Below are 26901 nucleotides of genomic sequence, written 5' to 3' on the forward strand. Positions count from 1 at the left end.
CTAGTCAAGGAGACACAGCAATGACGACGACGTCAGCCACCAAGAAGCCGGGAGGAGCACGGATCGCCGTACAGCGATTCGGCACGTTCCTCTCCGGCATGATCATGCCGAACATCGCGGCATTCATCGCATGGGGTTTCATCACCATGCTCTTCATCCCCGCCGGCTTCTTCGGCGCCAACAGCCCCTTCGGCTGGCACTGGTCGCCGGTCGCCGAGATCCTCGGCGGCGGCGGTGACGCCGCGGTCATCAACTGGCCCGGCGCCATGACCGCGCTCACCGCGACCGAGGACGGCACCACCTACCAGGGCTACGTGGGTCTGGTCAGCGTGATGATCACGTACCTGCTGCCGCTGCTCATCGCCAACACCGGTGGACGCATCGTCTACGGCGCACGCGGTGGCGTGGTCGCGACGATCGCCGTGATGGGTGTCATCGTCGGCACCAACATCCCGATGTTCCTCGGCGCGATGATCATGGGCCCGCTCGCGGCCTGGATCACCAAGCAGATGGACCGGCTGTGGGACGGCAAGATCCGCCCCGGCTTCGAGATGCTCGTGAACAACTTCTCCGCCGGAATCCTCGGCATGATCCTCGCGATCGTCGGCTTCTTCGCCTTCGGTCCGGTGTTCCTCGGCATCAGCGCCGTCCTCGGCAGCATCGTGGCGTTCCTCGTGCAGTTCAACCTGCTGCCGGTGCTGTCGATCATCGTCGAGCCGGCCAAGGTGCTGTTCCTCAACAACGCCATCAACCACGGCGTGTTCACCCCGCTCGGCATCGAGCAGGCCGCGGAGAGCGGCAAGTCGATCCTGTTCCTCATCGAGGCCAACCCCGGCCCCGGCCTGGGTCTCCTCCTCGCCTTCACCTTCTTCGGTGTGGGTGCGGCGAAGGCCTCGGCCCCCGGCGCGATCATCATCCAGTTCCTCGGTGGCATCCACGAGATCTACTTCCCGTACGCCCTCGCGAAGCCCATGACGATCCTCGCCCTGATCGCCGGTGGCGCCTCGGGCGTCGCCACGAACATGATCTTCCAGGGTGGCCTGGCCTTCCCGGCCGCGCCCGGCAGCATCATCGCCGTCACCGTCGCCGCCATCGGCGCGGGCCCCGCCAACCTTCTGGTGGTCTACCTGTCGGTGGTCGTCGCCGCCGTCGTCACCTTCCTCGTGGCGGGCGTCATCCTGCGCGCCTCGCGGAAGCGCGACCAGGAGGCCGAGGGCGACAGCTTCGCCGCGGCCATCGACCAGACCGCGGCCAACAAGGGCAAGGAGTCGTCGGCCCTCGGCGCCCTCCGCACGCGTGCTGCCGGTACGACCGGCGCCGGTACGACCGAGGCGGCCGACCGCGATGTCGACGGCGCCCTCGGCGGTCTCGGCGGCGGTGTCGCCACGAAGCAGTTGAGCAACATCGTGTTCGCCTGCGACGCCGGTATGGGCTCGTCGGCGATGGGCGCGAGCGTCCTGCGCAACAAGATCAAGAAGGCGGGCCTCGACGGGGTCACGGTCACCAACCAGGCGATCGCGAACCTCGACGGCTCGGCCGACCTGGTCATCACGCAGAACCAGCTCACCGACCGCGCGAAGGCGCAGTCGCCCGATTCGGTGCACGTCTCGGTCGACAACTTCATGAACTCGCCGAAGTACGACGAGGTCGTGGAGATGGTCCGCGCGCAGCACGACGCGAAGTAACACCTACCACGGAGGGGCCGGCGCGCAAGCCCGGCCCCTCCGCCTTCCCGTCCGGCCCGTCATTTGCGAGGCTGGACAGCACGACGAGAAAGGCGAGAACCATGTCAGACGTCCTCCGCATCGAATCCGTCCGCATCCACCCCGGGAGCGCCACCCGCGAGGAGGCGATGAAAGAGGCCGCCGACCTGCTGCAGGCCGCGGGCTCCGTCACCGCCGAGTACTTCTCCGCCATGCAGCAGCGCGAAGAGACCGTGTCCACGTACATGGGCAACGAGCTCGCGATCCCCCACGGCACCAATGAGACCAAGCAGGCCATCCTCACCTCGGGCCTGTCGGTCGTCCGCTACGACGGCGGCGTCGACTGGGGCGGCGAGCCGGTGACCTTCGTCGTCGGCATCGCCGGCAAGGGCGACGAGCACCTCGAGATCCTGTCGCAGATCGCCATCCTCTTCTCCGAGGAGGACGACGTCGCGCGCCTGAAGGCCGCCTCCTCCCCCGAGGAGCTCTACGAGGCCCTCTCCGGGTCCGTCAACGCATGAAGGCCGTCCACTTCGGCGCCGGAAACATCGGTCGCGGCTTCGTCGGCCTGCTGCTGCACGAGGGCGGCTACGACCTCGTCTTCTCCGACGTCTCGGCGGCCCTCGTCCAGGCCATCAACGACGCGTCGTCGTACACCGTGCACGAGGTGGGAGACGGCGGCGTCGACAAGCAGGTGACGGGCTTCCGCGCGATCGACAGCTCGGTGGATGCCGAGGCACTCGTCGACGAGATCGCCACCGCCGACGTCGTCACCACCGCCGTCGGCCCGACGATCCTCAAGTTCGTCGCCCCGCACATCGTCGCCGGCCTGGCGCTTCGCGACCCCTCGCTCGCGCCGCTGCAGATCATGGCGTGCGAGAACGCGATCGGCGCCACCGACCAATTGCGCGAGCACGTGGTCGCGTTGGCCGGCGAATCGTGGGACGCCCTGGCATCCCGTGCCGTGTTCGCCAACACCGCGGTGGACCGCATCGTGCCGGCGCAGGCCCAGGGCGGCGTCGACGTCACCGTCGAGCCGTTCTACGAGTGGGCGATCGAGCGTCCCCCGTTCGGCGACAATCCGCCGCACATCCCCGGCGCGCACTTCGTCGACGACCTCGAGCCCTACATCGAGCGCAAGCTCTTCACCGTCAACACCGGTCACGCCACCACGGCGTACTTCGGTGCGCAAGCGGGCATCGACCGCATCTCCGACGCCCTCGCGGACCCGGGGATCGCGGCCAAGGTCGAGGCGGCACTCGAGGAGACCAGCGCCCTCCTGGTCGAGAAGCACTCGCTGGATGCCGGCGTGCAGGGCGAGTACCGCGCGACGATCCTGCGGCGCTTCCGCAACGCCGCCCTCCCCGACACCGTGTGGCGCGTGGGCCGTCAGCCGTTGCGCAAGCTCTCGCGTCACGAGCGCTTCGTCGGTCCCGCCGCCGAGGCCGTCGAGCGGGGTCTGCCCGTCGACGCGCTCGTGGCCGCGATGGCCGCCGCCCTCGAATTCTCGGATGTCGAGGACGCCCAGGCCGTCGACCTGCAGCGGATGCTGCACGAAGTGGATGCCGAGGCGTTCACGGCCGAGGTCACCGGCCTCGACCCCGCGCACCCGCTGTACCCCCGGGTCGTCGAGGTCGTCGCGACCCGTCAGGCAGCGCTCAGCGCCTGAGCCGTCACCGCGCCGACACCGGCGCGAATTCCCACCGCCGCCGACGCGACGCCCGTGCGCCGCGTCGGCGGCGGTCGTTCGCGCGGGCGGCGGGGTTACCCTCGTCACGTGACCGACACCCCGCACCCGTCCGAGGCCCGTCCCCGCCGCCGTCGCCGGTGGCTGCGCTGGACCCTCGGGGGCCTCGGCGCCGTCGTGGTGCTGCTGGTGGGCGGCATCCTGATCTACACCCAGGTCGGGGTGATGGGCGCCGAGCCCGGGCCGCTGGCCGAGGCCGAGCAGAACCCCGACCTGACGATCACCGACGACGGGGCCGGCATCGTGCTCTCCCCCACCACCGGGGCGACCGGCCAGGGCCTGGTGTTCATCCCGGGCGCCAAGGTCGAGGCCGAAGGGTACATCGCCACCTTCGCCGACACGGTCGTCGACGACGGCATCACCGTCGTCATCACCCGCCCGTGGCTGAACCTGGCCTTCTTCGATCCGCGGCCCCTGTCGGCGTTCACCGATCTCGCCCCCGACGTCACCGGCTGGGCCGTCGGCGGCCATTCCCTCGGCGGGGTCCGCGCGTGCCAGTTGGCCTCCGACGCCGACGCGCTGGTGCTGTTCGCCTCGTACTGCGCGAACGATCTATCGGCCTCAGGTCTCCCGGTCCTCAGCCTCTCCGGCTCCGAGGACGGCCTCAGCACCCCGCAGAAGATCGCGGATGCCACCGCACAGCTGCCGGCGTCGGCCACGTTCGTCGAGATTCCCGGTGCCTCGCACGCCTCCTTCGGCGCCTACGGCCCGCAGCCCGGCGACGGCACCCCCACGGCCGACCCCGACGAGGTGGACCGCGTGATCGCCGAGCAGCTGGCCGGATTCCTGCCGCGCCCCTGACGCGCGCCCGGACGCCCGCGCGTGGTCGCCGCGCGCCCGACCGGCGTGCGGCCGCGCCGACGAACCGACGCCGTCGCCCGTGGCCCGCGTCCGCCGATGGACGCGGCAAGCCGCGATGCGAAAAACCCCGGCCGCGCCCGACGATGACGCGATCTCAGTAGTGCGTAATCAGTAGTCAGCTGAGTAGTCCGCGAATTGCTCCGATATCCGGCCGATTCATACGATTCAAATAGCCGGTCTTCATTCATTTCATTCGCACGGAATCGCACCGGGATCACGTCGACACGGCGCTCATCGTCGTGCGGAAGGCTCATGTTCTCGTCGCGCCGTCTCCCCGCGCGTCCCGCTCGGACGCGGGCCGCCTCCACCGCCGCCGTGGCGGTCGTCGTGGCGATGCTTCTCGGGTCGAGCGTGACCGCGGCGAGCGCGACCCCGTCTCCCCCCGCCTCTCCGACGCCGACCGAATCCGCGCCGGGGGTGACGCCGACACCCTCGGAGCAGGCGACCCCGACGCCCTCCCCCCGCGAGCCGGCCGCGGAAACCGTTCCCGAGCCGGTCACGTCGACCCCTCCGACCGATGCCGACCCGGCCGACGACGCCGACGCTCCGGGCGCTCCGACCGATGAGCCGACAGCGGCGCCCGAGGCCGTCGAGTCCCCGCCGGACGAACCGGTCGACGACCCCACGACGTCCGCCCGGATGCGCGCTCCCCCGGAGTCGCGCATCGGCATCCTGGCCGCAGGCATTGCGGAAGCGCCGGCCGAGGTCTGGACCGAGAACTTCGAGCAGGGCCTGAGCGCCACCGCGCCGTCGGCCCTGACGGCCTACGCGAGCGGCCGGTACACGGCCTCCCCCGGATGGTCCACACCCTCGACGTGCACCGGGGTGCTGGTGAACTATCTGGCCGGTTACTACCCCGCGGAGACCAGCAGCTGCCCCCGACAGCTCCTCAACGGCGGACTGGTCTCCACCCTCCCGGCACGCGAGGTCCGGCGTCTCGCCGATGTCCTCGGTCAGGTGGCGGCGGGCACCACCGGGTCGTCGTCGGCGGCGGCCCCCGCGGTCGGTTCGACCGACGCGACCCGCGGCAACCACGCGCTGGTCGGATATCCCGCCACAGCGCCCGGCGCGACGACCGTGGCCGAATCCAACGCCGCCCTCGGCATCACGGCCCCCGGATCGCGGTACTACACGTTGCGACTCCACGCCGCCGCGGCCGGCTGCGCGACCGGCGCACCGACCCTCTCGATGAGCCTGTTCACGGGGTCCACCACCCTCCTGGCGCCGTTCTCGTCTCCCGTCACCCCGTGCAGCCTCACGGGCCCGGTCTTCTACGGCTCGTCGCCGGTGCTGGCGGCCACGGGCGGCGTCGTGCTCGGCATCGGCGACCCCGCCATCACCGCCTCGGCCCGTGCCGCGATCTACACCGGGTCATCCGCCGCTCTCCTCACCCCCGCGCAGATCGCCTCCGCGCGCGTGCGCGTGTCGAACAGCACCACCGGCGTCGGCAGCGGGTTCGGCGTCGACAATCTGCGCGTGCTCGATGTGACCCCGAGCCTCGACTGGGCGTTCAGCCCGGCGAGCGTCCCCGTCGGGACGGCCTCGACCCTCACCTACACGATCACCAACACCTCCGAGCTCCTCGCCAAGAGCGACTGGACGTTCACCAACACCCTCCCCGCCGGTCTCACGGTCGCCCCGACGCCCGCCGTCGGCGGCACCTGCACCCAGGTGACGGGGACGACCTTCGCCGTCACCGCCCTCGCCGGGTCCTCGAGCATCTCGGCGGTCGGGGGCGACCTGGCCGCCGCAGCCTCGTCGTGCACGGTCACCGTGAACGTCGTGGCATCCGCCGAGGCCACCTTCACCAACACCCCCTCCAACGTCGTCACGCCGCTGATCGCCCCCGACACCGCCACCCTGACCGTCACGCCCGCCTCGCGCCTCACCGTCCGCAAGAACCTGCCGGCACGCCTCGCCTCCACCGACCAGTTCACCCTCTCGGTGCGCAGCGGCAGCACGGTCATCGCGTCGGCGACCACCACCGGCACCGCGACAGGGCTGCAGGCGGCGCAGGTGTCACGACAGATCGTCGAGGCCGGCGACACCTACACGATCTCCGAGACACCCACCTCGGGCGTCGCCCTCGGGTACGCCAGCACCTATGAGTGCACGCGCGAGGGAACGGTCATCGCCGCGGGCAGCTCGCGCTCGGGCCCGCTCACCATGCCCCAGGACGACGGCGCCGAGGTCGTCTGCACGTTCACCAACACCCTGCAGCAGCCGCGCCTGTTCTGCGACAGCGGGCTGTTCTACGGTCTGACAACCAACGGCGCCCTCGTTCAGGCCGACGGCGCAGTGGGCGGCCAGGCCACCGTCGGCTCATGGGCGAACGTCACGGGGGCGAATGCGCTCGGCGTCTCCGCCGGCGGCACCGGGGCCTACGCCCTCAACAGATCGACGGACGCCGCGAACGTGCTCTCGATCCTGAAATGGACGCCGACCGGCGGCTTCGAGACCCTCGCCAACTCGGCGTACACGACGACCGATCGGGCCGGCACGGTGATCCCCGGCAGCATCGTCGCCGGAGCCATCGATCTGGTGACCGGCCGCTACCTCTTCGGCAAGTACAACAACGGCTCCTTCTACGCGTGGAGCTTCACCGAATCGGCCCCCGCGGCATCCCGTTTCACCTACCTCGGCTCCTTCAGCGCGGGCTCCGCCCCCAACGGCAACGGCGACATGGCCTTCGACAACCGCGGCAACCTGTACGTCCTCGGGGCCGCCACCGTCAACAACGCCAGCAGCACCGCCATCTTCACCGTGACCGCCGAGACCCTGGCCGGCGCCACCGGCGGCACCCTCTCCGTCAGCACCGCGGCGACGCGAACCCTGAACGGCCTGGATGCCACGCCGGCCTTCGGCAGCGTGAACGGCATCGCCTTCTCTCCCCGCGGCACCGTCTACCTCTCGAGCTCCACCAGCACCTACGAGTTCGACCCGACCACCTGGACCCGGGTCGCGGGCACCCCCCGCATCGACTTCGCCGCCACGGATCTCGCCAGCTGCAACAGCCCCGGCACGATAACCGTGCTGAAGAACGTGGTCGGGCGGGCGGCCACCGCCGACCAGTTCCAACTCACCCTCGCCGACGCGAACGGCACCCTGGGCACGGCCACGACCGCCGGCACCGCAACCGGTCGACAGGCCGCGCAGGTCGGCGCCTTCCCCGCCCCCATCGGGTCGACGCTGACGGTGTCGGAGACCATGGCGGCGGGTTCGACCTCGGCCATCGGGGCGTACACCGTCCGCCTCGAGTGCTGGGCCGACGGCATCCGGATCGCGAACGCCCCCACGACGAGCGCCGCCGTCACCATGCCCGACCGCTTCGGCGCGAACGTCGTGTGCACCTTCTTCAACTCCCCCAGTCCCGTGGCATCGGTCACGGTGGTCAAACGCGTGCTCGACCCGGCCACCGGCCAATCGGCACCCGCGGCGGGCTGGAGCCTGGGCGCCGCGGCCGTCGCCACCGCCGGCAGCGCCACCGTGCTGCCCAGCGAAGCGCCCCGTCAGACGAGCGACGCCGCGGGCACGGCCGTGTGGAGCGTGCTGTTCGGCTCCGCCTCTTCGCGCGCCACGCTCACGATCTCGGAGGTGCAGCAGACGCGCTTCAGTTTCGTCAGCGGCACGTGCACGGTCAACGGCGCCGTCACGCCCGTCAGCTTCGCGACCGCGGGCGGGGTGGTCAGCGGCGGCATCACCGGGGTCGGGCCGTCGGCGATCGTCGTGTGCACGCTCGTCAACCAACCGATCACCTCCCTCACCCTGGTGAAGACCGTGTCGTCGGGCTCGGTCGCCGCCACCGACTGGACGCTGTCGGCCACCGCCCCCACGGGCGCACTCGCCGGACCCACCGGCCGCACGGCGACCGCAGCGACGACGAACGTCCCGGTGTCACCCGCCCGCCCCTACCGGCTGGCCGAGACCGGCACGAACGCCGCCTACGTGCAGGTCGGCGCGTGGCGCTGCGTGGAGTCCACGGGCGCCGAGGTCGCCGTCACCACCGCGAGCGACGTGACCCTGCGCACCGGCACCGCCGTCACGTGCACCGTCACGAACGCCACCGCGACCCTGACGCTGCTGAAGGACGTCACCGCCCCGAGCCCCGGCTTCGTGCCCGCCACCTGGACCGTGACGGCCGCTCCCGCCGCCCTGAGCGGCGCGACGCTTCCGACGCAGAGCCGAGTGGGCGCGGCATACGACCCCGTCGCCGGCAACGCCGCGAGCACGTTCGAGGTGCGCCCGGGGCACGGCTACACGCTGTCGGAGGCACCCACCGTGCCCGGGACGCGGCTGGCCTATACGACCCTCCGCCTCGAACGGCTCGACGGCTCCACGTGGACCGCGGTCACCGGACGCAGCGTCACCGCTCCCGCCGCCGGCCAGGGCGCGATCTACCGCTTCGTCAACGCCCCCGTCGCGGGCCCCGTACTCCCCCTCACGGGCGGTGTCGGCGCCGACGCGTTCGTCATCGCCGGAGGCCTCCTGCTCGCCCTCACCGTCGTGGGCGCCCTGATCCATCGCAGACGCAGGGGAGGGAGCCTTCCGACGTGACCCCTCCCGTCGCGCGACGCCGCCGACGGCACAACCTCCGCATCACCGATCACCTTCCGAGAGGAACCACCATGTCCATCCGCAAGAAAGCGGCAACCGTCCTGAGCGTCCTCGCGCTCGGGGCCCTCACCGCCGTCGGGGCCGTCGCCCCCGCATCGGCCGTGACGCTGCCGGGCAACATCGACTCGACCGTCAATCGCACCCTCACCCTCCACAAGCACGCGCTCGGTCCCTCGACGCCGCTGAACCCGACGTCGACGGGCCAGCAGCTGGCCACGCCGCCGGCCGACCCGCTGGCGGGCGCGCAGTTCACCGCCACGCTCGTGTCGGGCGTCGACCTGACGACGGCCGCCGGCTGGACGCAGGCCGCATCGCTCACGCCGTCGCAGGCCGCCCAGCGTCCCAACACGGTGAGCTTCGTGTCGTCGGTGTCCAACACCGCCGGTGTGGCGACGTTCTCCCCCGACCCGGCGCTGTACCCGACGGGCCTGCCCATCGGCGTGTACCTCATCACCGAGACGCAGCTGCCGGCGACCGCGACCAATCCGGCCGCGCCGTTCCTGGTGACGCTGCCCACGCCCACCGGGGCAGCGGGCTCCCCCGCCAACCAGTGGATCTACGACGTGCACGTCTACCCCAAGAACGCCGTCACCCAGCTCACCAAGACGCGCGTCCCCGCGCCCGCCGGCTCCGTCGAGCAGCGCAACCCCGACCTCATCCGGTGGGCGATCGCCTCGTCGATCCCGACGCTCGCGACCGGTGACACCATCGACGTGTTCACGCTGACGGACGTGTTGCCCGCCGAGCTGACCTACCTGACCGCGGCCACCGTGCCCGCCGGCGTCGCGCCGTCCAGCGTCGTGGTCGCCAACGCCGCCGGTACCGCGCAGACGTTCACCGAGGGGACCGACTACACGATCACGAACACGGGCGGCAACCTCGTGCTGGACTTCACCGCGGCCGGTCGCTCCCGCCTCGCGGGCCTGCAGGGCGGAACGGTGACGTTCAACGTGCTGACGCGCGCCACGTCGATCCCGGCCAGCGGCGTCATCGTCAACACCGCGACGGCGAACGTCAACGGCGCCACCGAGTCGGTCACCGGCAGCACCCCGATCGGCCAGCTCACCGTGTCGGCCTACACCACCTCGAACGGCGCGCGCGTGCCGCTCGCGGGGGCGGTCTACCAGGTGTTCCTGACGGAGCAGGATGCCATCAACGGCGCCAACCCGATCGTCATCAACGGCGAGACCACCTGGACGACCGGCGCGAACGGCAACGTCGTCGTGCCGATCATCACGCCCGGCAACTACTGGGTGCGCGAGACGGTGCCCCCGACCGGGTACCAGCTGCCCTCGCCCGACCGCGTACTCACCGCGGTCGTCCCCGGCCCGACCTCGACGACCGCGCCCGTGCGCAACTACGTCGAGTTCGCGCACAACCAGGTGCCCGCGTTCGCCCTGCCCATCACCGGTGGCGACGGTGGCCTGTGGTTCGGCGTCGGTGGCGCGGCCCTGCTGACCGCCATGGTCGGCGCGGCGTTCGTCGTGTCGCGTCGCCGCACCCGCGCGGTCCAGGCACCCGCCTGAAGGATCACGCAATGACGAGGGGGGCGACGATGCGGCGGGATGCCGCGCCGTCGTCCCCCTCATCCGCGCCGCTGAGACGCGACCTCCGGCGTCCGAGATGGAGGCTCTCGCTCGTCTCCCTGGCGCTCGCGGTGGGTGCCCTCGCCGGGGTGGGCCTGCTGATGTACCCGACGGTGGCCGCCTGGTTCGCGCAGTACGTGCAGTCCCAGGTCGTCGATGGCTATTCGAACCAGATCCGCGACCTCGGTGCCGACACGCTCGCCGACCAGCTCGACGCCGCCCGGGCGTACAACTCCCGCCTCATCGACGGCGGAGCCGAGATCGCCGCGAACGAACGCCTCCCCCTGGCCAACTCCCCCGACCAGACCAGCGACTACGCCGAGCAACTGCGATCGGATGCCGCGGGCCTCATGGCCCGGCTGAAGATCCCCGCCATCGACGTCGACCTGCCCGTCTACCACGGCACCAGCGAGCAGGTGCTGTACGAGGGGGTCGGTCACCTCGAAGGAACCGCACTGCCGGTGGGCGGGGAGACGACGCACTCCGTGCTGACCGCTCACCGCGGCCTCGCGACCGCGGAGTTGTTCACCCACCTCGACCGGGTCGGCCTCGACGACACCTTCACCATCGAGGTCTTCGGCGAGGTGCTCGTGTACCGCGTCGTCGACACGCGCGTCGTCGAGCCCGAGGACACCCAATCCCTGGCCCCGGTGGTGGGCCGCGACCTGGTGACCCTCGTCACCTGCACCCCGTTGGGGGTGAACAGTCACCGCATCCTGGTGACGGGCGAGAGGGTCATCCCCACTCCGCAGTCCGAACTCGACGGCGCGGGCGCCCGCCCCGACATCCCCGCATTCCCCTGGTGGATCTTCGTCCTCGCGGCCGCCTTCCTCGCCGCGTCCGTCTACGTCTGGTGGGCCGGGCGCCCTCCGCGGCGGCGGTGAACACACGAGTGTCCAAGACACTCCGGATGCCAGGGCTCGGCATCCGCGTGTCTTGGACACTCGGGGCGCGCGGTCGCGCTACTCGCGGGGCGGTTCGTCCCGGGCCGCGCGGGCCTTCTCCGCGGCCAACTCCGCGCGGATCGACTCGGTGCGCACATCGGTCGGGCGCTCGCCCGACTCCCACAGGTGGTCGACCCCGGCCTGCGGGTGCCCCTCGGTGGCGGCGAGCGACGCCTCCAGCGCCCGCTCGAAGCGACTCTGACGACGCTTGAGCCACAGACCCACGACCAGGAACACCGCCAGCAGCACGTACGCCGACGCGGCGAAGGGGTGCAGCACGAGATCGGCGACGTTGCCCTGGCTCAGCTGCAGCGCCTTGCGCAGCTGCTGCTCACCCATGGGTCCGAGGATGAGCCCCACGATGAGGGGAGCGATCGGGAAGCCGAAGCGCCGCATGAAGTACCCCAGCGCCCCGACGATCAGCAGGATGACGATGTCGAGCGTCGAGAAGCTGACGGCGTACGCGCCCAGCACCGCGAAGGTGAGGATGCCGGCGTAGAGGTAGGGCCGCGGGATCTGCAGCACCTTCACCCACAGTCCCGCCAGCGGCAGGTTCAGCACGATGAGCAGCACGTTGCCGATGTACAGGCTCGCGATCAGCGCCCACACCAGGTCGCCCTGGTTCTGGAACAGCTGGGGCCCCGGCTGGATGCCGTACGACTGGAAGGCCGTGATGATGATGGCCGCGGTGGCCGTCGTCGGAAGCCCCAGGGTCAGAAGCGGCACGAGCACGCCCGCCGCCGCGGCGTTGTTCGCGGCCTCGGGACCGGCGACGCCCTCGATCGCTCCGCGACCGAACTGCCCCTTGTTCTTCGACAGCTTCTTCTCGCTCGCGTACGACAGGAAGGTGGCCACGTCCGCGCCGCCGGCGGGGATGGTGCCGACGGGGAAGCCGATGAACGTGCCGCGCAACCACGGCTTCCAGGAGCGTCGCCAGTCCTCCCGCGTCATCCAGTTGCGCCAGCCCCGCGTGACCGGGATCACCGGGATCGGTCCGTGGCGGAGGCGCGCGGCGACGTAGAGGGTCTCGCCCACCGCGAACAGCCCGACGGCCACGAGCACGACGCTCACGCCGTCCGACAGCGCGAGCACACCCATCGTGTACCGCGCCTGGCCCGTGGTCACCTCGGTGCCGATGAGGCCGACGAGCAGGCCGATGCCGAGCGAGGCGAGCCCGCGGGCGGGAGAGGAGCCGAGCAACGCTCCGACGGTGATGAAGGCCACCACGATGAGCGCGACGAAGTCGGCCGGTGAGAGGTTGACCGCGAAACGCGCGAGCAGGGGCGCGAAGAGCGTCAGCAGCACCGTGGCGATGGTGCCGGCCACGAACGAGCCGATCGCCGCCGTCGCCAGGGCCGCAGCCCCACGACCGAGCTTGGCCATCTTGTTGCCCTCGATCGCGGTGATGACGGAGGCCGATTCACCCGGGGTGTTGAGCAGGATGCTGGTGGTCGAGCCACCGTACATCCCGCCGTAGTAGATGCCCGCGAACGTGATGATCGCCGCCGTCGGCGACAGCGTGTAGGTCAGAGGCAGCAGCAGTGCCACGGTCATGGCCGGGCCGATGCCCGGGAGCACCCCGACCGCGGTCCCGATGACCACGCCGAGCAGCGCGAACAGCAGGTATTCCGGCTGCAGCGCGGTGGCGAAGCCCTCCATGAGGGAGTTGACAGAATCCATGTCGACGGTCTCCTAGCCGAACAGGGGTCCGGGGCCGTACCACCAGTCGAAGGCGGCCCCGCGAGGAAGGAAGAGGCCCAGGCCCTCTCCGAAGAGGAGCTGGGTGCCGATGCCGATGGCGAGCCCGACGAGGAGGGCCACCCAGGGGCGCTTCGCCCCGAGCGTCCAGGCGACGCCGCCGAACAGCAGGGCCGCGACCATCCACCAGCCGAGCAGTTCGAGCAGCAGAAGGACGGCGACGAGGAGGGCGACGAGCTTGAGGATCGTCCACCAGTCGGTCTTGGCATCCGGGTCGATGTCTTCGCCCTCTTCGCGCGGCGCCACCTGGCCCCGGAGGGCCGAGATCACCAGCGCCGCACCGGAGCCGAGCAGGATCACCGCCACGGCGACCGGGAAGACCTGCGGGCCGATGGCCTGCCCCGCGGGGACGCGGATGGCGAAGGCTCCGACCAGGGCGAAGACGCCGAGACCGAACACGACGCCCGCGAAGATCGCGTTGCCGATGCGCTCGGCGCCCCACCGGGGACGGACGGTGTCCGCCCCCGGTGTCTCGGTCGTCGTCACGAGACCAACCCGATGTTCTTCAGGGTTCCCGACACGTCGACGATGTTCTCGCCGACGAACGACGTGAACTCGTCACCGGTCAGGAAGGCGTCGGTCCAGCCGCGTTCCTCGAGCACGGTCTTCCACGCGCCCGACTCGTGCATGTCGGTCACCAGGGCGGTGAGGCCGGCGGCATCCGCTTCGCTGATCCCGCCGGGGGCCAGCAGGCCGCGCCAGTTGGTGTAGACGACGTCGAAGCCCTCGGAGGTCATGGTCGGGACGTCGGGCAGCAGCGTCGCCGCCTCCTCGCTCGACACGGCGAGGGCACGCAGGTCGCCGGACTCGACGTACTCGGCGAACTCCCCCACGCCCGAGATGCCGGCGGCGGCGTTGTTGCCCAGCAGCAGCGACACGGCCTCTCCGCCACCGGCGTTGGGCACGTAGTTGAGCTTCTCGGTGATGTCGGCACCGGTGAGGCCGGCCTCCTCGAGCAGGAGTCCCGCGAGGATGTGGTCGGCGCCGCCGGCGGAGCCACCGGTGATCGTGACACCCTGACCGTCGGCCACGACCGCGTCGATGAGGTCCTTCAGCGTCTGGAACTCGCTCGCGGCGGGCACCACGACGACGAGCGGCTCCTCGGTCAGGCGGGCGATGGGGGTGGTGTCCTCGATGCGGTTCTCGGCGGCGTTCGTCTCGACGGCACCGACCATCACCAGACCCGTGACCATGAGCGTGTACGGGTCGCGCTCGTTTGCGAGCGAGGCGAGGCCGACCGTGCCGCCGGCTCCACCGACGTTGCTGACCGCCGCGGTGCCGACCAGGCCGTCACCGGTGAGCACGTCCGAGACGGCGCGACCGGTCTGGTCCCAGCCGCCGCCCGGGTCGGCGGGGACGACGATGTTCACCGAGTCGATCGAGGCGGCGTCGTCGGAGGCGGCCGCGCCCCCGGCGCCGGCACCCTGCGGGTTGCACCCGGTGAGGGCGGCGAGCGACAGCGCGGCCAGGGGGACGAGGGCGATGATGGTGCGACGCATGCGCGGTACTCCTCTTCGAGTTCGAGGAGGCGCCGTCGCCTCCCCGCTGAGGGCTCACCGTAGACAGCCCCGAAGTCCGCCGTCGCGCTTGTGCAACTAACGACGACTTCGGCAACTATTGGTCGCACGCCGGCCTGCACCCGACGCGTGCCGCACGAGAGAATAAACCGTGGTCCGAGCACTGTCGCTGAGACTGCAGCTGTTGCTGCTGCAGGCGCTGATCGTGTGCGTGGTGACCCTCGGGGCGGGCATCGTCACCGTCTGGATCCAAGAGAGCGCGATCCGCGACTCCTACCGCGAGCGCATGGTCGGGGTGGCGCTGTCGATCGCGCGCCTGCCCGTCATCGTCGAGGCGTTCGACGATCCCGCCCCCTCCGTGGCGATACAACCCGTGGCCGAGGTCATCCGCGAAGCGTCGGCGCTGACCTACGTCGTGGTGACCGACCTCGACGGCATCCGTCTGTCGCACCCGAACCCCGACCGCGTCGGCGAGAGCGTGTCGACCGACCCGTCAATCCCCCTGTCCGGACAGGTGTGGTCGGGCACCGAGACGGGGACGCTGGGCGAGTCGTACCGCGTGAAGGTGCCGGTCTTCTCCGACGGCGACACCCGGGCCGACGACGAGGGTGCCCGGGTCATCGGCGCGGTGTCGGTGGGAGTGCTCGAGTCCGAACTCGCCGCCGACCTGCAGTCACGCCTGCCGGGCCTGCTGCTGGCGTTCGGCGGGGCCGCGGTGGCCGGGGTCTTCGGCGCCGCGTGGGTGTCCGCCCTCATCCGTCGCCGCATCCTCGGACTCGAACCCGACGAGATCGCCGAGCTGGTGGGCGAGCGCGAGACGATGCTGCACCGCCTCAGCGAGGGCGTGATCCGTGTCGACCACCGCGGCGTGGTCACCAGCGCCAACGACGCCGCCGAGCGCCTCATCGGTCGCGGGCCGTTGAGCGGGCGCCACGCCGACGAGACGCTCGACGGGCCGCTTCTGCAGGTGATGGAGGACGGCGAGCCCGAGGGGCGGCTGGTGCTCGCGGGGGAACGCCCCGTGATCGCGCGGTCGACCGGCCTGCGCGACGACCGGGGCCGTGTCGTGGGCGGCACGCTGCTGCTGCGCGATCACACCGAACTCCACGAAGCGCTGCGCAGCATGGACGGACAGCAGTCGCTCACCGAGGGACTGCGCGCGCAGGCGCACGAGTTCGCCAATTCGCTGCACGTCGTGTCGGGCCTGCTCGAACTCGGCGCGTGGGACGACGCGCGGGAGTTCATCGCGCAGGTGCGTCCGGGCGGGCCACTGGATCCGGGACCGGATGCCGCAGCCCTCGGGAGCGAGCTGACCGCGCTGCTGTCGGTCAAGATCGCCCGCTCCCGCGAGCTCGACGTCGCCCTCGAAGTCGTCGCGCACGGCGCTCCCCCACCCGAGTCGATCGGCGATCTCATCACCGTGGTCGGCAACCTCGTCGACAACGCCCTGGAGGCGTGTCGGCCCGGCGATCGGTTGCGGGTGACCGTGGATGCCACCGACTCCTCGGTGCGCGTGCGGGTCGACGACAGCGGCACCGGCGTGCCCGACGCGCTGCGCGCGCACGTCTTCGACGAGGGCGTGAGCACGAAGGGCACCCACTCCCGCGCCCGCGGCATCGGTCTCGCCCTCGTCCGACGCGTCGCCCGCCGGCGGGGCGGCGAGGCCCGTGTCGAGCGCTCTCCGCTGGGCGGCGCACGCTTCGAGGTGGTGCTCCCCGTGGCCGAGAGGGTGTCGTGATGCTGCGCGTCCTCGTCGTCGACGACATCCCCGCCGTGGCGTCGCTGCACGGCAGGTTCGTGTCGGCGCATCCGGGGTGCGATCTCGTGGGGACGGCGGGGAGCGGACCGGATGCCGTGTCGGCGGTGGCGGAACTTCAGCCCGACCTAGTGCTGCTCGATGTGCACCTCCCGGGCTTCTCGGGCCTCGACGCCCTGCGCTCCGTGCGCGCCGACGGCGCGCTCGTGCAGCCGGAGGTGATCGCCGTGACGGCCGCGCGCGACGTCGACACGGTGCGTACGGCGCGGTTGATGGGCGTGCAGCACTACCTCGTCAAGCCGTTCACGGCCGGTGATCTGCACGCGCGGATCGACGACGTCCTGGCCGAGCGGCGCTCCTCCGCCGCGGTCGCGGGTTCGCTCGACCAGCAGGGCGTCGACGCGGTACTGCGGCCCGTGACGAAGCGCCCCCTGCCGAAGGGGTTGTCGCGCCCGACGCTCGATCTGGTGCGCACCGCCCTGGTCGAGCTGGGATCGGCGAGCGCGGCCGAGGTCGCCGACCACCTCGGGCTGTCGCGGGTGAGCTGCCGCCGCTACCTCGAGCACCTCGCCGACGACGGCGAGTGCGTGCGCAGTCTCGACTACACCACCGCCGGGCGACCGAGCACGCGGTACACGGTCGCCGGCCCGGCGACGTGAGCGCCGCTTCCCCGTCGAGTGTCCACGACCCGCCGCATTCTGTCGGAGCCAGCGGCGTGTCTGGGACACTCGACGGGCAGGGAGCGGACGGGACGCTCCCTGCCCGTCAGCGCTGGAACCCGTCCGAGATGATCTCGATGAGCTCCTCACGCTCCTCGACCGGCAGGAAGGCCCCTGCGGCAGCGTTCAGCTGGAACGCTTCGAGGTCGTCGAGGTCGTAGTCGAACGCCTGCGCCAGCAGACCCAGCTCGCGGGTGAGCGAGGTCGCGCTCATCAGACGGTTGTCGACGTTCACGGTGACCGAGAAGTCGAGCTGGTAGAGCAGGTCGAACGGGTGGGCGTCCATCGTGTCGCCCCATGCCGTGACGGCCCCCGACTGCAGGTTCGACGTCGGCGACAGCTCGAGCGTGATCTCGCGATCGCGCACCCAGCGGGCCAGGTCGCCGAAGGTCACCTGCACCTCTTCTCCCTCGCGCGAGACGACGTCGAGGTCGTTGGCGATGCGCACGCCGTGGCCGAGGCGCAGGGCCCGGCCGTCGATGAGGGCGGAGCGGATGGATGCCAGCCCCGCACCTTCGCCGGCGTGAACGGTCGTCGGGAAGAACTGCTCGGCGAGGTAGTCGAACGCCGCGCGGTGGCCCGACGGCAGGAACCCGTCCTCGGGACCGGCGAGGTCGAAGCCGACCACGCCGCGGCCGCGCCACGACACGGCGAGCTCGGCGATGTCGCGGGCGTTGTCGTTGTGGCGGAGCGCCGTGAGCAGCTGCCCGACGCGGATGTCGTGGCCGCGCAGGTCGGCGGCGTCCTCGCCCTCTTCGAGGCCCTCCTGCACGGCATCCACGACCTCGTCGAGGGTGAGGCCGCGCGTGAGGTGCTGCTCGGGCGCCCACCGCACCTCGCCGTACACGACGCCGTCGGCCGCGAGGTCCTCGACGAACTCCCTCGCGGTGCGCACGAGTCCCTCGCGTGTCTGCATCACGCCGACCGTGACCGAGAACTTCTCGAGGTAGTCCTCGAGCGAGCCGCCGTCGATGTGGTCCGAGAACCACGCACCGAGACCCTTCGCGTCGCCGGCGGGCACGTCGAGACCGATCTCGTCGGCCAGCTCCAGCACGGTCTGTGGACGCAGACCCCCGTCGAGGTGGTCGTGCAGCGACACCTTGGGGAGGTCGCGCACCGTGCGGTCGCCGATGCGGACGTCGTCGGATGCCATCGTGTTCCTTTGCTGAGCGGCCATCACGCCGTGATGCGTTCGCGGACGAGGGGGGATGCCGCGGGGACCGCGTCGCCGATCTCCCAGGCACCCTCGACCGCACCGAGTGCGCGATCGAAGCGGGCGCCGTCGTCGGCCGACAGGGTGAACAGCGGCTGGCCGGCGGTGACCGGCTGGCCGACCGTGACGTGCAGGTCGATGCCCGCGGCGTGCACCACGGCGTCCTCGGCGCGCGCGCGACCGGCGCCCAGGCGCCAGGCACCGATACCGAACGGCAGGGCCTCGATGCGGGTCACCACGCCCGAACGCTCGGCGACGACCGTGTGCGTCTCGCGAGGCGTGGGGAGGGCGGCATCCGGATCGCCGTCCTGCGCACGGATCATGCGCTTCCACACGTCCATCGCGCGACCGTCCCGGAGCGCCGCCTCGACGTCGGCATCGGGCTGACCCGCGAGGGTGAGCATCTCGCGGGCGAGCGCCACGGTCAGTTCGACCACGTCGGCGGGGCCGCCGCCGGCGAGCACCTCGACCGACTCGCGCACCTCGTTCGCGTTGCCGATGGCCAGGCCCAACGGGGTGTTCATGTCGGTGAGCAACGCGGTGGTGTTCACGCCCGAATCGGTGCCGAGTGCCACCATCGTGCGGGCGAGTTCGCGGGCGCGATCGATGTCCTGCATGAACGCACCCGAGCCGAACTTCACGTCGAGCACGAGCGAGTCGGTGCCCTCGGCGATCTTCTTCGACATGATGCTCGAGGCGATGAGCGGGATCGCCTCCACCGTGCCGGTGACGTCGCGCAGCGCGTACAGCTTCTTGTCGGCGGGGGCGAGGCCCGAGCCGGCGGCGCAGATGACCGCGCCGACGTCGGCGAGCTGCGCCATGATCTCGTCGTTCGACAGCGCCGCGCGCCAGCCGGGGATCGACTCGAGCTTGTCGAGTGTGCCACCGGTGTGCCCGAGGCCGCGGCCCGAGAGCTGCGGGACGGCGACGCCGAAGGCAGCGACGAGCGGCGCCAGCGGCAGGGTGATCTTGTCGCCCACCCCGCCGGTCGAGTGCTTGTCGACCGTCGGCTTGCCGAGCGACGAGAAGTCCATGCGCTCGCCCGAGGCGATCATGGCATCCGTCATCACCCGGATCTCCTCGCGCTCCATGCCCCGCAGCAGCACGGCCATCGCGAACGACGCCATCTGGGCGTCCGAGACGTAACCCTTCGTGTAGTGCTCGATGAGCCAGCGCAGGGCGGACTCCGAGACGGCACCCCCGTCACGTTTGGTGCGGATGACCTCGACCGCGTCGTGCGGGTGCACAGTGGTCATCGGGCGGCCTCCTCGAGCTCGCGCGGGCCGAACGCGTCGGGCAGCACCTCGTCGATGGTGCGGATGCCGCTGACCGTCTCGAGCAGCATGCCGGGGATGGCGTGCTCGAACAGCAGCTGTCGGCACCGTCCGCACGGCATGAGGGTGCGGCCCTCGCCGTCGACGCAGACGAACGCGACCAGCTGGCCGCCGCCCGACATGTGCAACTCGGACACCAGGCCGCACTCGGCGCACAGCGTCACGCCGTAGGAGGCGTTCTCGACGTTGCACCCCGAGACGATGCGGCCGTCGGCGACGAGCGCTGCGGCGCCCACCTTGAAGCGGGAGTAGGGCGCGTACGCGCGGTGCATGGCATCCGTCGCGGCGGAACGGAGTTCGTCCCAGTCGATGTCGGTCATCGTGGTGTGAGGGGTCCTCTCGTGGGGGGGGTGACGGGCCTGATCAGCCTTTTATGTACGGTTTGCCTGCGGCCGCGGGGCCACGCACCTTTCCGACGAGACCGGCGACCGCGAAGATCGTCACCACGTACGGCAGCATCAGCATGAACTCGCTGGGCACCGGCGAGCCGATGACGCCGAGGGTGTTCTGGAGGTTCGAGGCGAAGCCGAACAGGAGCGCCGCGAGGGTGGCGCGGATCGGGTCCCACTGGCCGAAGATCACGGCGGCGAGCGCGATGTATCCCGCACCGGCGGTCATCTCTTTGTTGAACGCGCCGACCGAACCGAGCGTGAAGAACGCGCCGCCGAGGCCGGCGATCGCGCCGCCGAGAGAGACGTTCCAGAAGCGGGTCTTGGCGATGTTGATGCCGACCGTGTCGGCTGCCTGCGGGTGCTCGCCGACCGCGCGCAGGCGCAGACCCCAGCGGGTGTGGAACAGCCCCAGGTACACCAGCGCCACCGTGACGTACATCAGGTACACGATGATCGTCTGGTTGAACAGCATCGGCCCGATGATGGGGATGTCCGCGAGGAACGGGATCGGCAGGCGCGGGAAGCGCGGCGGGGCGTTCAACGTCGCCGCGTTCGGTGCGAGCAACTGCGAGAAGAGGAAGCTCGTCAGCCCCACCACGAGCACGTTCAGCACGACACCGACGATCACCTGATCGACGAAGTACTTGATAGCGAACGCCGCGAGGACGAACGACACCAGCACGCCCGAGACGCCGGCGGCGAGGAGCCCGATGAAGGGGTTCCCGGTGGCTGTGGCGACGATCGCCGAGGTGAAGGCACCCGCGAGGAGCTGGCCCTCGATCGCGATGTTCACCACGCCCACGCGTTCGCTCAGCACGCCGGCCATCGCCCCGAAGATCAGCGGAACCGACAGGCTCAGTCCACCGGCGAGCAGGCCCGTCAGCGGGATGACCGACGTGGTCGCTCCGGCCGCGGCCCACGTGAGGAAGCCGATCATGAAGATCAGCGCGAAGATGACGGCCAGCCACAGCGGCGGGCGACGGTGCGCGCGCACCAGCAGGAAGCTGGCGGCGGTGATGAGCGCGAGCAGGACGGTGCAGACAGCGCCGGTGACGACACCGCCGAGCACCACCTCGGGCAGCTGCAGGAACTCCCCCGGGCTCGAGACGCGGAAGACGGCGTCGCCGTCCTGGCGCGCGACGACGAAGAGCACCGCGGCGAGCACGGTGATGACGCCGTAGACGATCGGCGCCTTCCAGCTGATGACGATGGTCTTGTCGAGGGCGTCCGGCTGCGGCGACACCCCGGGGTGCTGAGCGGTGGTGCTCACTTGACCGCCTCCTTCTTCTTGGCGGCGCGGGTCTTCGGCGCACGCGCACCGGGCGCGGGCAGACGGAAGATGGCGCGCACGAGCGGCGGTGCCGCGATGAACAGCACGATGAGCGACTGCACGACGAGCACGATGTCGATCGGCACGCCGTTGGCGGCCTGCATGGAGAAGCCGCCGGCCTTGAACGCCCCGAACAGGATGCCGGCGACCAGCACTCCCACGGGAGTGGAACGACCGAGCAGCGCGACCGTGATGGCGTCGAACCCGATACCGGCGTCGATTCCGCTGGAGAACCCGGTGGTCACGGTGCCGAGCACCTGGTCCACCCCGGCGAGACCGATGAGTCCGCCCGAGATGAGCATGGCGACGACGTACATCGACTTGACGTTGATGCCCGCCACGCGGGCGGCGTTGGGGTTCAGGCCGACCGCGCGGAAGCGGAAGCCCAGCGACGACCGTTCCAGGATCCACCACACCAGCACGACGGCCACGAGCGAGAGGACGAACCCGAAGTGCAGGTTGTAGGCGGGACCGAACAGGTCGGGGAAGACCGCGGTCTCCTTCATCGCCGGCGTGGTGGGGTTGCTCGACCCCGGCGCCTGCAGCAGACCGGGGGTGCGCAGCAGGTAGTAGACGAGGTAGAACGCGACGTAGTTGAGCATGATCGTGACGATCACCTCGTGCGCGCCCGTGCGGGCCTTCAGCAGACCGGCGATTCCGGCCCAGAGGGCTCCCGCCGCGATGCCCGCGATCAGCGCGACGAGCGTGTGCAGGCCCCACGGCAGGTCGAAGGCGAAGGCGACGTAGCCGCCGGCAGCCGCCGCGACGAGCATCTGGCCCCGACCGCCGATGTTGAACATGCCGACCCGGAACGCGAGCGCCACACCGAGGCCCGCGGCGATCAGCGGGGTCGCGAACGTCAACGTCTCGGTGAGGGGTCGGATGCCGGTGGCGAACTCGGGGCGGCGGAAGTTGTAGATCGCGCCCTGGAAGAACGAGGCGTACGCGCCCGACACCGACTGCCAGATCGCGACGAGGGTGTCGCCGGGACGGGCGAAGAAGTATCCCGATGTCGACTGCACGTTCTCGTCGGTGGCGGCGATCATGACCGCTCCGACCAGCAGCGCGAGGATCACGGCGAGGACCGAGATGATGGCGTTGCCGGTGGCGACCTCGCGCAACGCGCGACGCCAGCGGTTCTCGTCCGTCGCCGGCGCGGGGGCCACGACGCGGGCACCGGTGGCGGGGTCGACCGTCGACGCCCCCGCGAGAGCGGCGTCGGTGGATGTCGGGTCGGTAGCCTCGGCGGCGCGGTCCGCGCGCCCGACACTCGGGTCGTGAGGGCTGTGCGGATCGCTCACGCGGCGACTCCTTCGTTCTGGGGCGTCTCGCCGGCCATCATCAGACCGAGCACGTCGCGCGTGGTGTCGCCGGGCACGATGCCGACGACGCGGCCGCGGTACATCACCATGATGCGATCGGCGAGCGCGGTGACCTCGTCGAGCTCGGTCGAGACGACGATCACCGGCACGCCGGCATCGCGGGTCTCGATGACGCGCTTGTGGATGAATTCGATGGAGCCCACGTCGACACCGCGCGTGGGCTGCGCGGCGACGAAGAGCCGGAGCTCTCGGCTGAGCTCGCGAGCCAGCACGACCTTCTGCTGGTTGCCGCCGGACAGGCGTCCGACGGGGGTCTCGATCGACGGTGTGCGCACGTCGAACTCGGCGACCTTGTCGCGCGCGAAATCGGCGAGCGTCGAGAGCTGGAGGGCACCGCCCTTGACGAAGGGAGCGCCGTCGGCGCGATCGAGCATGAGGTTCTCGGCGATCGAGAACTCCCCCACGAGGCCGTCTTCTTTGCGGTCCTCCGGCACGAAGCCGACACCCGCGTCGAGCACCGTGCGAACGCTCGACCCGCTGAGCTCCTTGCCGTCGAGGGTGATCGACCCCTCGACGCGCTCCTGCAGGCCCACGAGTGCCTCGGTGAGCTCGGTCTGGCCGTTGCCCTGCACGCCCGCGATGGCGAGGACCTCGCCGCGGCGCACCTCGAAGCTGACGTCGTTGACCACGACCTGGCCGATCGCGTCGACCACGGTCAGGCCCTTCACCGACAGGCCCACGTCGCCGAGCGTCGGCGCGTCTTTCTGCACGGTGAGCTCGACCGCGCGGCCCACCATCAGCGAAGCGAGCTCGGCGTTGGAGGCGGTGGGCTCGGCCTCGCCGACCACCTTGCCGAGGCGGATGACGGTGATGCGGTCCGCGACCTCGCGGACCTCGCGCAGCTTGTGGGTGATGAAGACGATCGAGGTGCCCGCGGCCTTCAACTGGCGCATGATCGCCATGAGCTCGTCGGTTTCCTGGGGGGTGAGCACGGCGGTCGGCTCATCGAACACGAGGACTTTCGCGTCGCGTGACAGCGCCTTGATGATCTCGACGCGCTGCTGCACGCCGACCGGCAGGTCGTCGACGAGGGCGTCGGGATCGACGTCGAACCCGAAGCGGTCGGAGATCTCTGTGACCTTCGCGCGCGCGGCGGCGATGTCGAGGCGGCCGCCGGCTCTGGTCGGCTCGTGCCCGAGCATGACGTTCTCGGCGACGGTGAAGACGGGAATGAGCATGAAGTGCTGGTGCACCATGCCGATCCCGGAGCGCATCGCATCGCCGGGACCCGAGAAGTGCTGGACGACGTCGTCGAGCAGGATCTCTCCCCCGTCGGCCTGGTAGAGACCGTAGAGGACGTTCATCAGAGTGGACTTGCCGGCACCGTTCTCGCCGAGCAGGCAGTGGATCTCACCGGCATGCACGGTGAGGTCGATGTGGTCGTTCGCCACCAGGGACCCGAAGGTTTTCGTGATCCCGCGGAGTTCGAGCTTCATGTTCCCGATCCTAAGTTCTCGACGCCGGACGCGGCAGGCGTCCGACGGGAAGGGCCGCCTCGTGAGCGGACCCGGGCAGGGGGCGGCCGGCGTCCCCGGCCAAAGGGAGGGGAGGCCGGCGTACGCCGGCCTCCCCGAGAGAGTTCGCTACCTCAGCCCGCGAGGTACGAGTCGACGGTGATCGAGCCGTCGATGATCTGAGCCTTGAGGTCCTCGATCTTGCTGGTGAGCTCGGCGGGGACCCGGTCCGACCAGTCGTGGTAGTCGGCGATGCCGACGCCCTCGTTCTCGAGCGTGCCGACGAAGGGCGCTGCGTCGAACGAGCCGTTGCCGGCGGCGACGATGGCATCCTTGGTGCCGACGTCGATGCCCTTGAGGATCGAGGTCAGCAGCAGGTCGCCGACGGTCGGGTCGGTCTCGAACACGTCGGCGTCGACGCCGACGAGGGCGATCTCGCGCCCGGCGTCACGGACCGCGACGGCAGCCGACTGGTAGATCGGGCCACCGACGGGCAGGAGCACGTCGACGTTCTGGTCGATGATCGCCTGCGCGGTCTGACGCGCGGTGTCGTTGGCCTCGAATCCACCGGTGAAGGAGCCGTCCTGCGCGGCGCGGTCCCATCCGACGACGCGTACGCTCGCGCCGTTGTCGGTGTTGTACTTCTCGACGCCCTGCGCGAAGCCGTCCATGAAGATGCTCACGGTGGGGATGTTCAGGCCACCGAAGGTGCCGACGACGCCGGTCTTCGAGGTGCCCGCGGCGAGGTAGCCGGCGAGGTAGGCAGCCTGGGCGGTGTCGAAGATAATCGGCTTGATGTTGGGCGCGTCGGTCTGGCCGTCGAAGTCGCTGTCGACGGTGTCGTCGATCGAGACGTACTCCAGGTCGGGGTTGGCCGTGGCCGACTCGAGCGCCGCGGGGGCCAGGAGGAAGCCGACCGTGACGATGGTGTTGCATCCCTGGTCGACGAGGCTCTGCAGGTTGGAGGCGTAGTCGGTCTCGGCCTGCGACTCGACCTCGATGGGGGTCTGCGACCCGAGTTCGGCGGCAGCGGCGTCGACGCCCTCTTTACCGAGCTGGTTGAACGACTTGTCGTCGAAGCCGCCGGCGTCCGACACCATGCAGGGCAGGTAATCGCTGGCGCCGGAACCGGCACCGCCCGACGCGCCGTTGCTCTCGGGCGCTGCGCCGCAGCCGGCGAGCAGCACGGCGGCGCCGATCATGGCGAAGCCGCTGACGACGGCCTTCTTCGTGGTCTTCACGAGGGGTCCTCCAAGACGGATGCCCCCAACGGGTTCGGGGGACGATCCCGTCACGTTACCCAGTGTGTCGCCGCGCTCGTGTGCCAGGAGCCGCCGTGCGAGGCAATGGTTACAAAGACGCAATCTCGCGTCACGCGACCGCCACACGCTGCGACATCGGGCGGGACCGGATGCCACAGCCGGTGGCATCCGGTCTCAGAGGACGTCGCCCCGACCCGTGAGCTTCAGGGCATCGACGACGCCCTTCACACGCTGGGCGTTCTCGGTCGTCGTGACGAGCAGGGCGTCGGGGGTGTCGACCACGACGATGTCCCGCACGCCGATGAGGCTGATCACGCGCTTGGTCTGCGAGACGACGATGCCGCTGGAGGAATCGGAGAGCACGCGGGCGTCTTCGCCGAGGATGGCGAGCTCATTGCGCCCTCCCGAGGAGTTGAGCTTGGACAGGCTGGCGAAATCGCCCACGTCGTCCCAGTCGAAGTGCCCGGGGATGACCGCGAGCCGCCCCTTCTCGGCGGCGGGCTCGGCGACCGAGTAGTCGATGGCGATCTTCTTCAGCCCCGGCCAGATGCGGTCGACGGCGGGACCGCGGCGGTCGCGGTCGTCCCAGGACGCCGCGAGCTCGAGCAGCCCCGCGTGCAGTTCGGGCTCGTTGACGGCGAGCTCGGCCAGCAGCACGTCGGCCCGCGTGATGAACATGCCGGCGTTCCACAGGTAGGCGCGGTCGGCGAAATACTCCTTCGCCGTGTCGAGGTCGGGCTTCTCGACGAACCGCTCGACCGTGTACGCCTCGGGGGCACCGTCGACGATGAGCTCGTCGGCCTTCTTTATGTAGCCGAAGCCCACCGACGCCTCGGAGGGCTGGATGCCGATCGTGCAGATGTATCCGGCGCGCGCGACGGCGACCGCCTGGCGCACGGCGAAGTCGAACTGGCGGGTCTGACGGATGACGTGGTCCGCTGCGAAGGAACCGATGATGACGTCGGGCTCGCGGCGCACGAGGATCGCGGCGGCCAGGCCGATGGCGGCCGAGGAATCGCGGGGCTCCGATTCGAGGAAGACGTTGTGGTCGGGCACGCCGGGCAGTTCGCGCTCGACGGCGGCGCGGTGGGCGCGACCGGTCACGACGGCGATGCGGTCCTCGCCCGACAGCGGTGCGAGGCGGTCCCACGTGTCGCGCAGCAGGGTCTGGCCCGAGCCGGTCAGGTCATGGAGGAACTTGGGGGCGTCCGCCCGCGAGAGAGGCCAGAGGCGGCTGCCGATGCCTCCGGCGGGGATCACGGCGTAGAAGTCGTCGATAGCGCGATCTGACATGGCTCCGACCCTAGCGGTCCGGACTTGTCCCCTCCG

General features: G+C 70.7%; 20 protein-coding genes. 9 read left to right on the forward strand and 11 right to left on the reverse strand.

All coding sequences use genetic code 11. The annotated features are described in order from the left end of the window. The first annotated feature begins 20 nt into the window (after positions 1 to 20). From FHS07_RS02380 to FHS07_RS02410, 7 genes are all read left to right on the forward strand, one after another. Positions 21 to 1685 carry a PTS mannitol transporter subunit IIBC gene (locus FHS07_RS02380; protein ID WP_183418308.1) on the forward strand — a complete coding sequence of 555 codons (1665 nt, stop codon included), beginning with the start codon at positions 21 to 23 and terminating at the stop codon, positions 1683 to 1685. Positions 1686 to 1786: 101 nt separating this feature from the next. Continuing rightward, positions 1787 to 2224 carry a PTS mannitol transporter subunit IIA gene (locus FHS07_RS02385; RefSeq protein ID WP_183418309.1) on the forward strand — a complete coding sequence of 146 codons (438 nt, stop codon included), beginning with the start codon at positions 1787 to 1789 and terminating at the stop codon, positions 2222 to 2224. After that, a complete protein-coding gene (locus FHS07_RS02390; RefSeq protein WP_183418310.1) occupies positions 2221 to 3372 on the forward strand; it encodes a mannitol-1-phosphate 5-dehydrogenase in 1152 nt (383 codons plus the stop codon). The genes FHS07_RS02385 and FHS07_RS02390 overlap by 4 nt, the downstream gene beginning before the upstream one ends. Before the next feature lie 108 nt (positions 3373 to 3480). After that, a complete protein-coding gene (locus tag FHS07_RS02395) occupies positions 3481 to 4251 on the forward strand; it encodes an alpha/beta hydrolase (protein WP_183418311.1) in 771 nt (256 codons plus the stop codon). 312 nt (positions 4252 to 4563) lie between these two features. Further along, complete coding sequence (locus tag FHS07_RS16610) at positions 4564 to 8865, forward strand: DUF7933 domain-containing protein (RefSeq protein WP_183418312.1); 4302 nt, start codon at positions 4564 to 4566, stop codon at positions 8863 to 8865. A gap of 71 nt (positions 8866 to 8936) precedes the next feature. After that, a complete protein-coding gene (locus FHS07_RS02405; RefSeq protein ID WP_183418313.1) occupies positions 8937 to 10451 on the forward strand; it encodes a SpaH/EbpB family LPXTG-anchored major pilin in 1515 nt (504 codons plus the stop codon). An 11-nt stretch (positions 10452 to 10462) separates the two neighbouring features. After that, on the forward strand, positions 10463 to 11395 hold the full coding sequence (locus FHS07_RS02410; RefSeq protein WP_246383074.1) for a class C sortase: 933 nt from the start codon (positions 10463 to 10465) through the stop codon (positions 11393 to 11395). A gap of 78 nt (positions 11396 to 11473) precedes the next feature. Here FHS07_RS02410 and FHS07_RS02415 read toward each other — a convergent pair whose 3' ends face one another. The 3 genes from FHS07_RS02415 to FHS07_RS02425 are packed head-to-tail and all read right to left on the reverse strand — an operon-like array spanning position 11474 to position 14712. Beyond that, positions 11474 to 13135: a tripartite tricarboxylate transporter permease gene (locus FHS07_RS02415; protein ID WP_183418314.1), complete on the reverse strand. Its 1662-nt coding sequence runs from the start codon at positions 13133 to 13135 to the stop codon at positions 11474 to 11476. A 12-nt stretch (positions 13136 to 13147) separates the two neighbouring features. Beyond that, a complete protein-coding gene (locus tag FHS07_RS02420; protein WP_183418315.1) occupies positions 13148 to 13699 on the reverse strand; it encodes a tripartite tricarboxylate transporter TctB family protein in 552 nt (183 codons plus the stop codon). Then, positions 13696 to 14712 (reverse strand): Bug family tripartite tricarboxylate transporter substrate binding protein, encoded by a 1017-nt coding sequence (locus FHS07_RS02425; protein ID WP_183418316.1) that lies wholly within the window; start codon positions 14710 to 14712, stop codon positions 13696 to 13698. Before FHS07_RS02425 ends, FHS07_RS02420 begins: the two co-directional genes overlap by 4 nt. Before the next feature lie 169 nt (positions 14713 to 14881). On the opposite strand from FHS07_RS02425, the gene FHS07_RS02430 reads away from it, so the two are divergent. Further along, entirely contained in the window at positions 14882 to 16468 is a 1587-nt protein-coding gene (locus FHS07_RS02430) for an ATP-binding protein (RefSeq protein WP_183418317.1), read from the forward strand. Then, complete coding sequence (locus FHS07_RS02435; RefSeq protein WP_183418318.1) at positions 16468 to 17145, forward strand: response regulator; 678 nt, start codon at positions 16468 to 16470, stop codon at positions 17143 to 17145. The genes FHS07_RS02430 and FHS07_RS02435 overlap by 1 nt, the downstream gene beginning before the upstream one ends. Before the next feature lie 106 nt (positions 17146 to 17251). Here the strand turns inward: FHS07_RS02435 and FHS07_RS02440 are convergent, their stop codons facing one another. From FHS07_RS02440 to FHS07_RS02475, 8 genes are all read right to left on the reverse strand, one after another. Further along, entirely contained in the window at positions 17252 to 18358 is a 1107-nt protein-coding gene (locus FHS07_RS02440) for an adenosine deaminase (protein WP_183418319.1), read from the reverse strand. Between the two features lie 23 nt (positions 18359 to 18381). Then, positions 18382 to 19674 carry a thymidine phosphorylase gene (locus FHS07_RS02445; RefSeq protein WP_183418320.1) on the reverse strand — a complete coding sequence of 431 codons (1293 nt, stop codon included), beginning with the start codon at positions 19672 to 19674 and terminating at the stop codon, positions 18382 to 18384. Then, complete coding sequence (locus FHS07_RS02450) at positions 19671 to 20072, reverse strand: cytidine deaminase (protein ID WP_055834370.1); 402 nt, start codon at positions 20070 to 20072, stop codon at positions 19671 to 19673. Before FHS07_RS02450 ends, FHS07_RS02445 begins: the two co-directional genes overlap by 4 nt. Before the next feature lie 43 nt (positions 20073 to 20115). Next, on the reverse strand, positions 20116 to 21414 hold the full coding sequence (locus tag FHS07_RS02455) for an ABC transporter permease (protein ID WP_425488137.1): 1299 nt from the start codon (positions 21412 to 21414) through the stop codon (positions 20116 to 20118). Next, a complete protein-coding gene (locus FHS07_RS02460; protein ID WP_183418321.1) occupies positions 21411 to 22775 on the reverse strand; it encodes an ABC transporter permease in 1365 nt (454 codons plus the stop codon). Before FHS07_RS02460 ends, FHS07_RS02455 begins: the two co-directional genes overlap by 4 nt. Continuing rightward, a complete protein-coding gene (locus FHS07_RS02465; protein WP_183418322.1) occupies positions 22772 to 24292 on the reverse strand; it encodes an ABC transporter ATP-binding protein in 1521 nt (506 codons plus the stop codon). The genes FHS07_RS02460 and FHS07_RS02465 overlap by 4 nt, the downstream gene beginning before the upstream one ends. Before the next feature lie 152 nt (positions 24293 to 24444). Next, on the reverse strand, positions 24445 to 25512 hold the full coding sequence (locus FHS07_RS02470) for a BMP family lipoprotein (RefSeq protein ID WP_183419375.1): 1068 nt from the start codon (positions 25510 to 25512) through the stop codon (positions 24445 to 24447). Positions 25513 to 25746: 234 nt separating this feature from the next. After that, positions 25747 to 26865: a mannose-1-phosphate guanylyltransferase gene (locus tag FHS07_RS02475; RefSeq protein ID WP_183418323.1), complete on the reverse strand. Its 1119-nt coding sequence runs from the start codon at positions 26863 to 26865 to the stop codon at positions 25747 to 25749. Positions 26866 to 26901: the final 36 nt, after the last annotated feature.

It is taken from the genome of Microbacterium proteolyticum (assembly GCF_014192415.1).
In the GTDB taxonomy this organism is placed as follows: Bacteria; Actinomycetota; Actinomycetes; order Actinomycetales; family Microbacteriaceae; genus Microbacterium; species Microbacterium proteolyticum.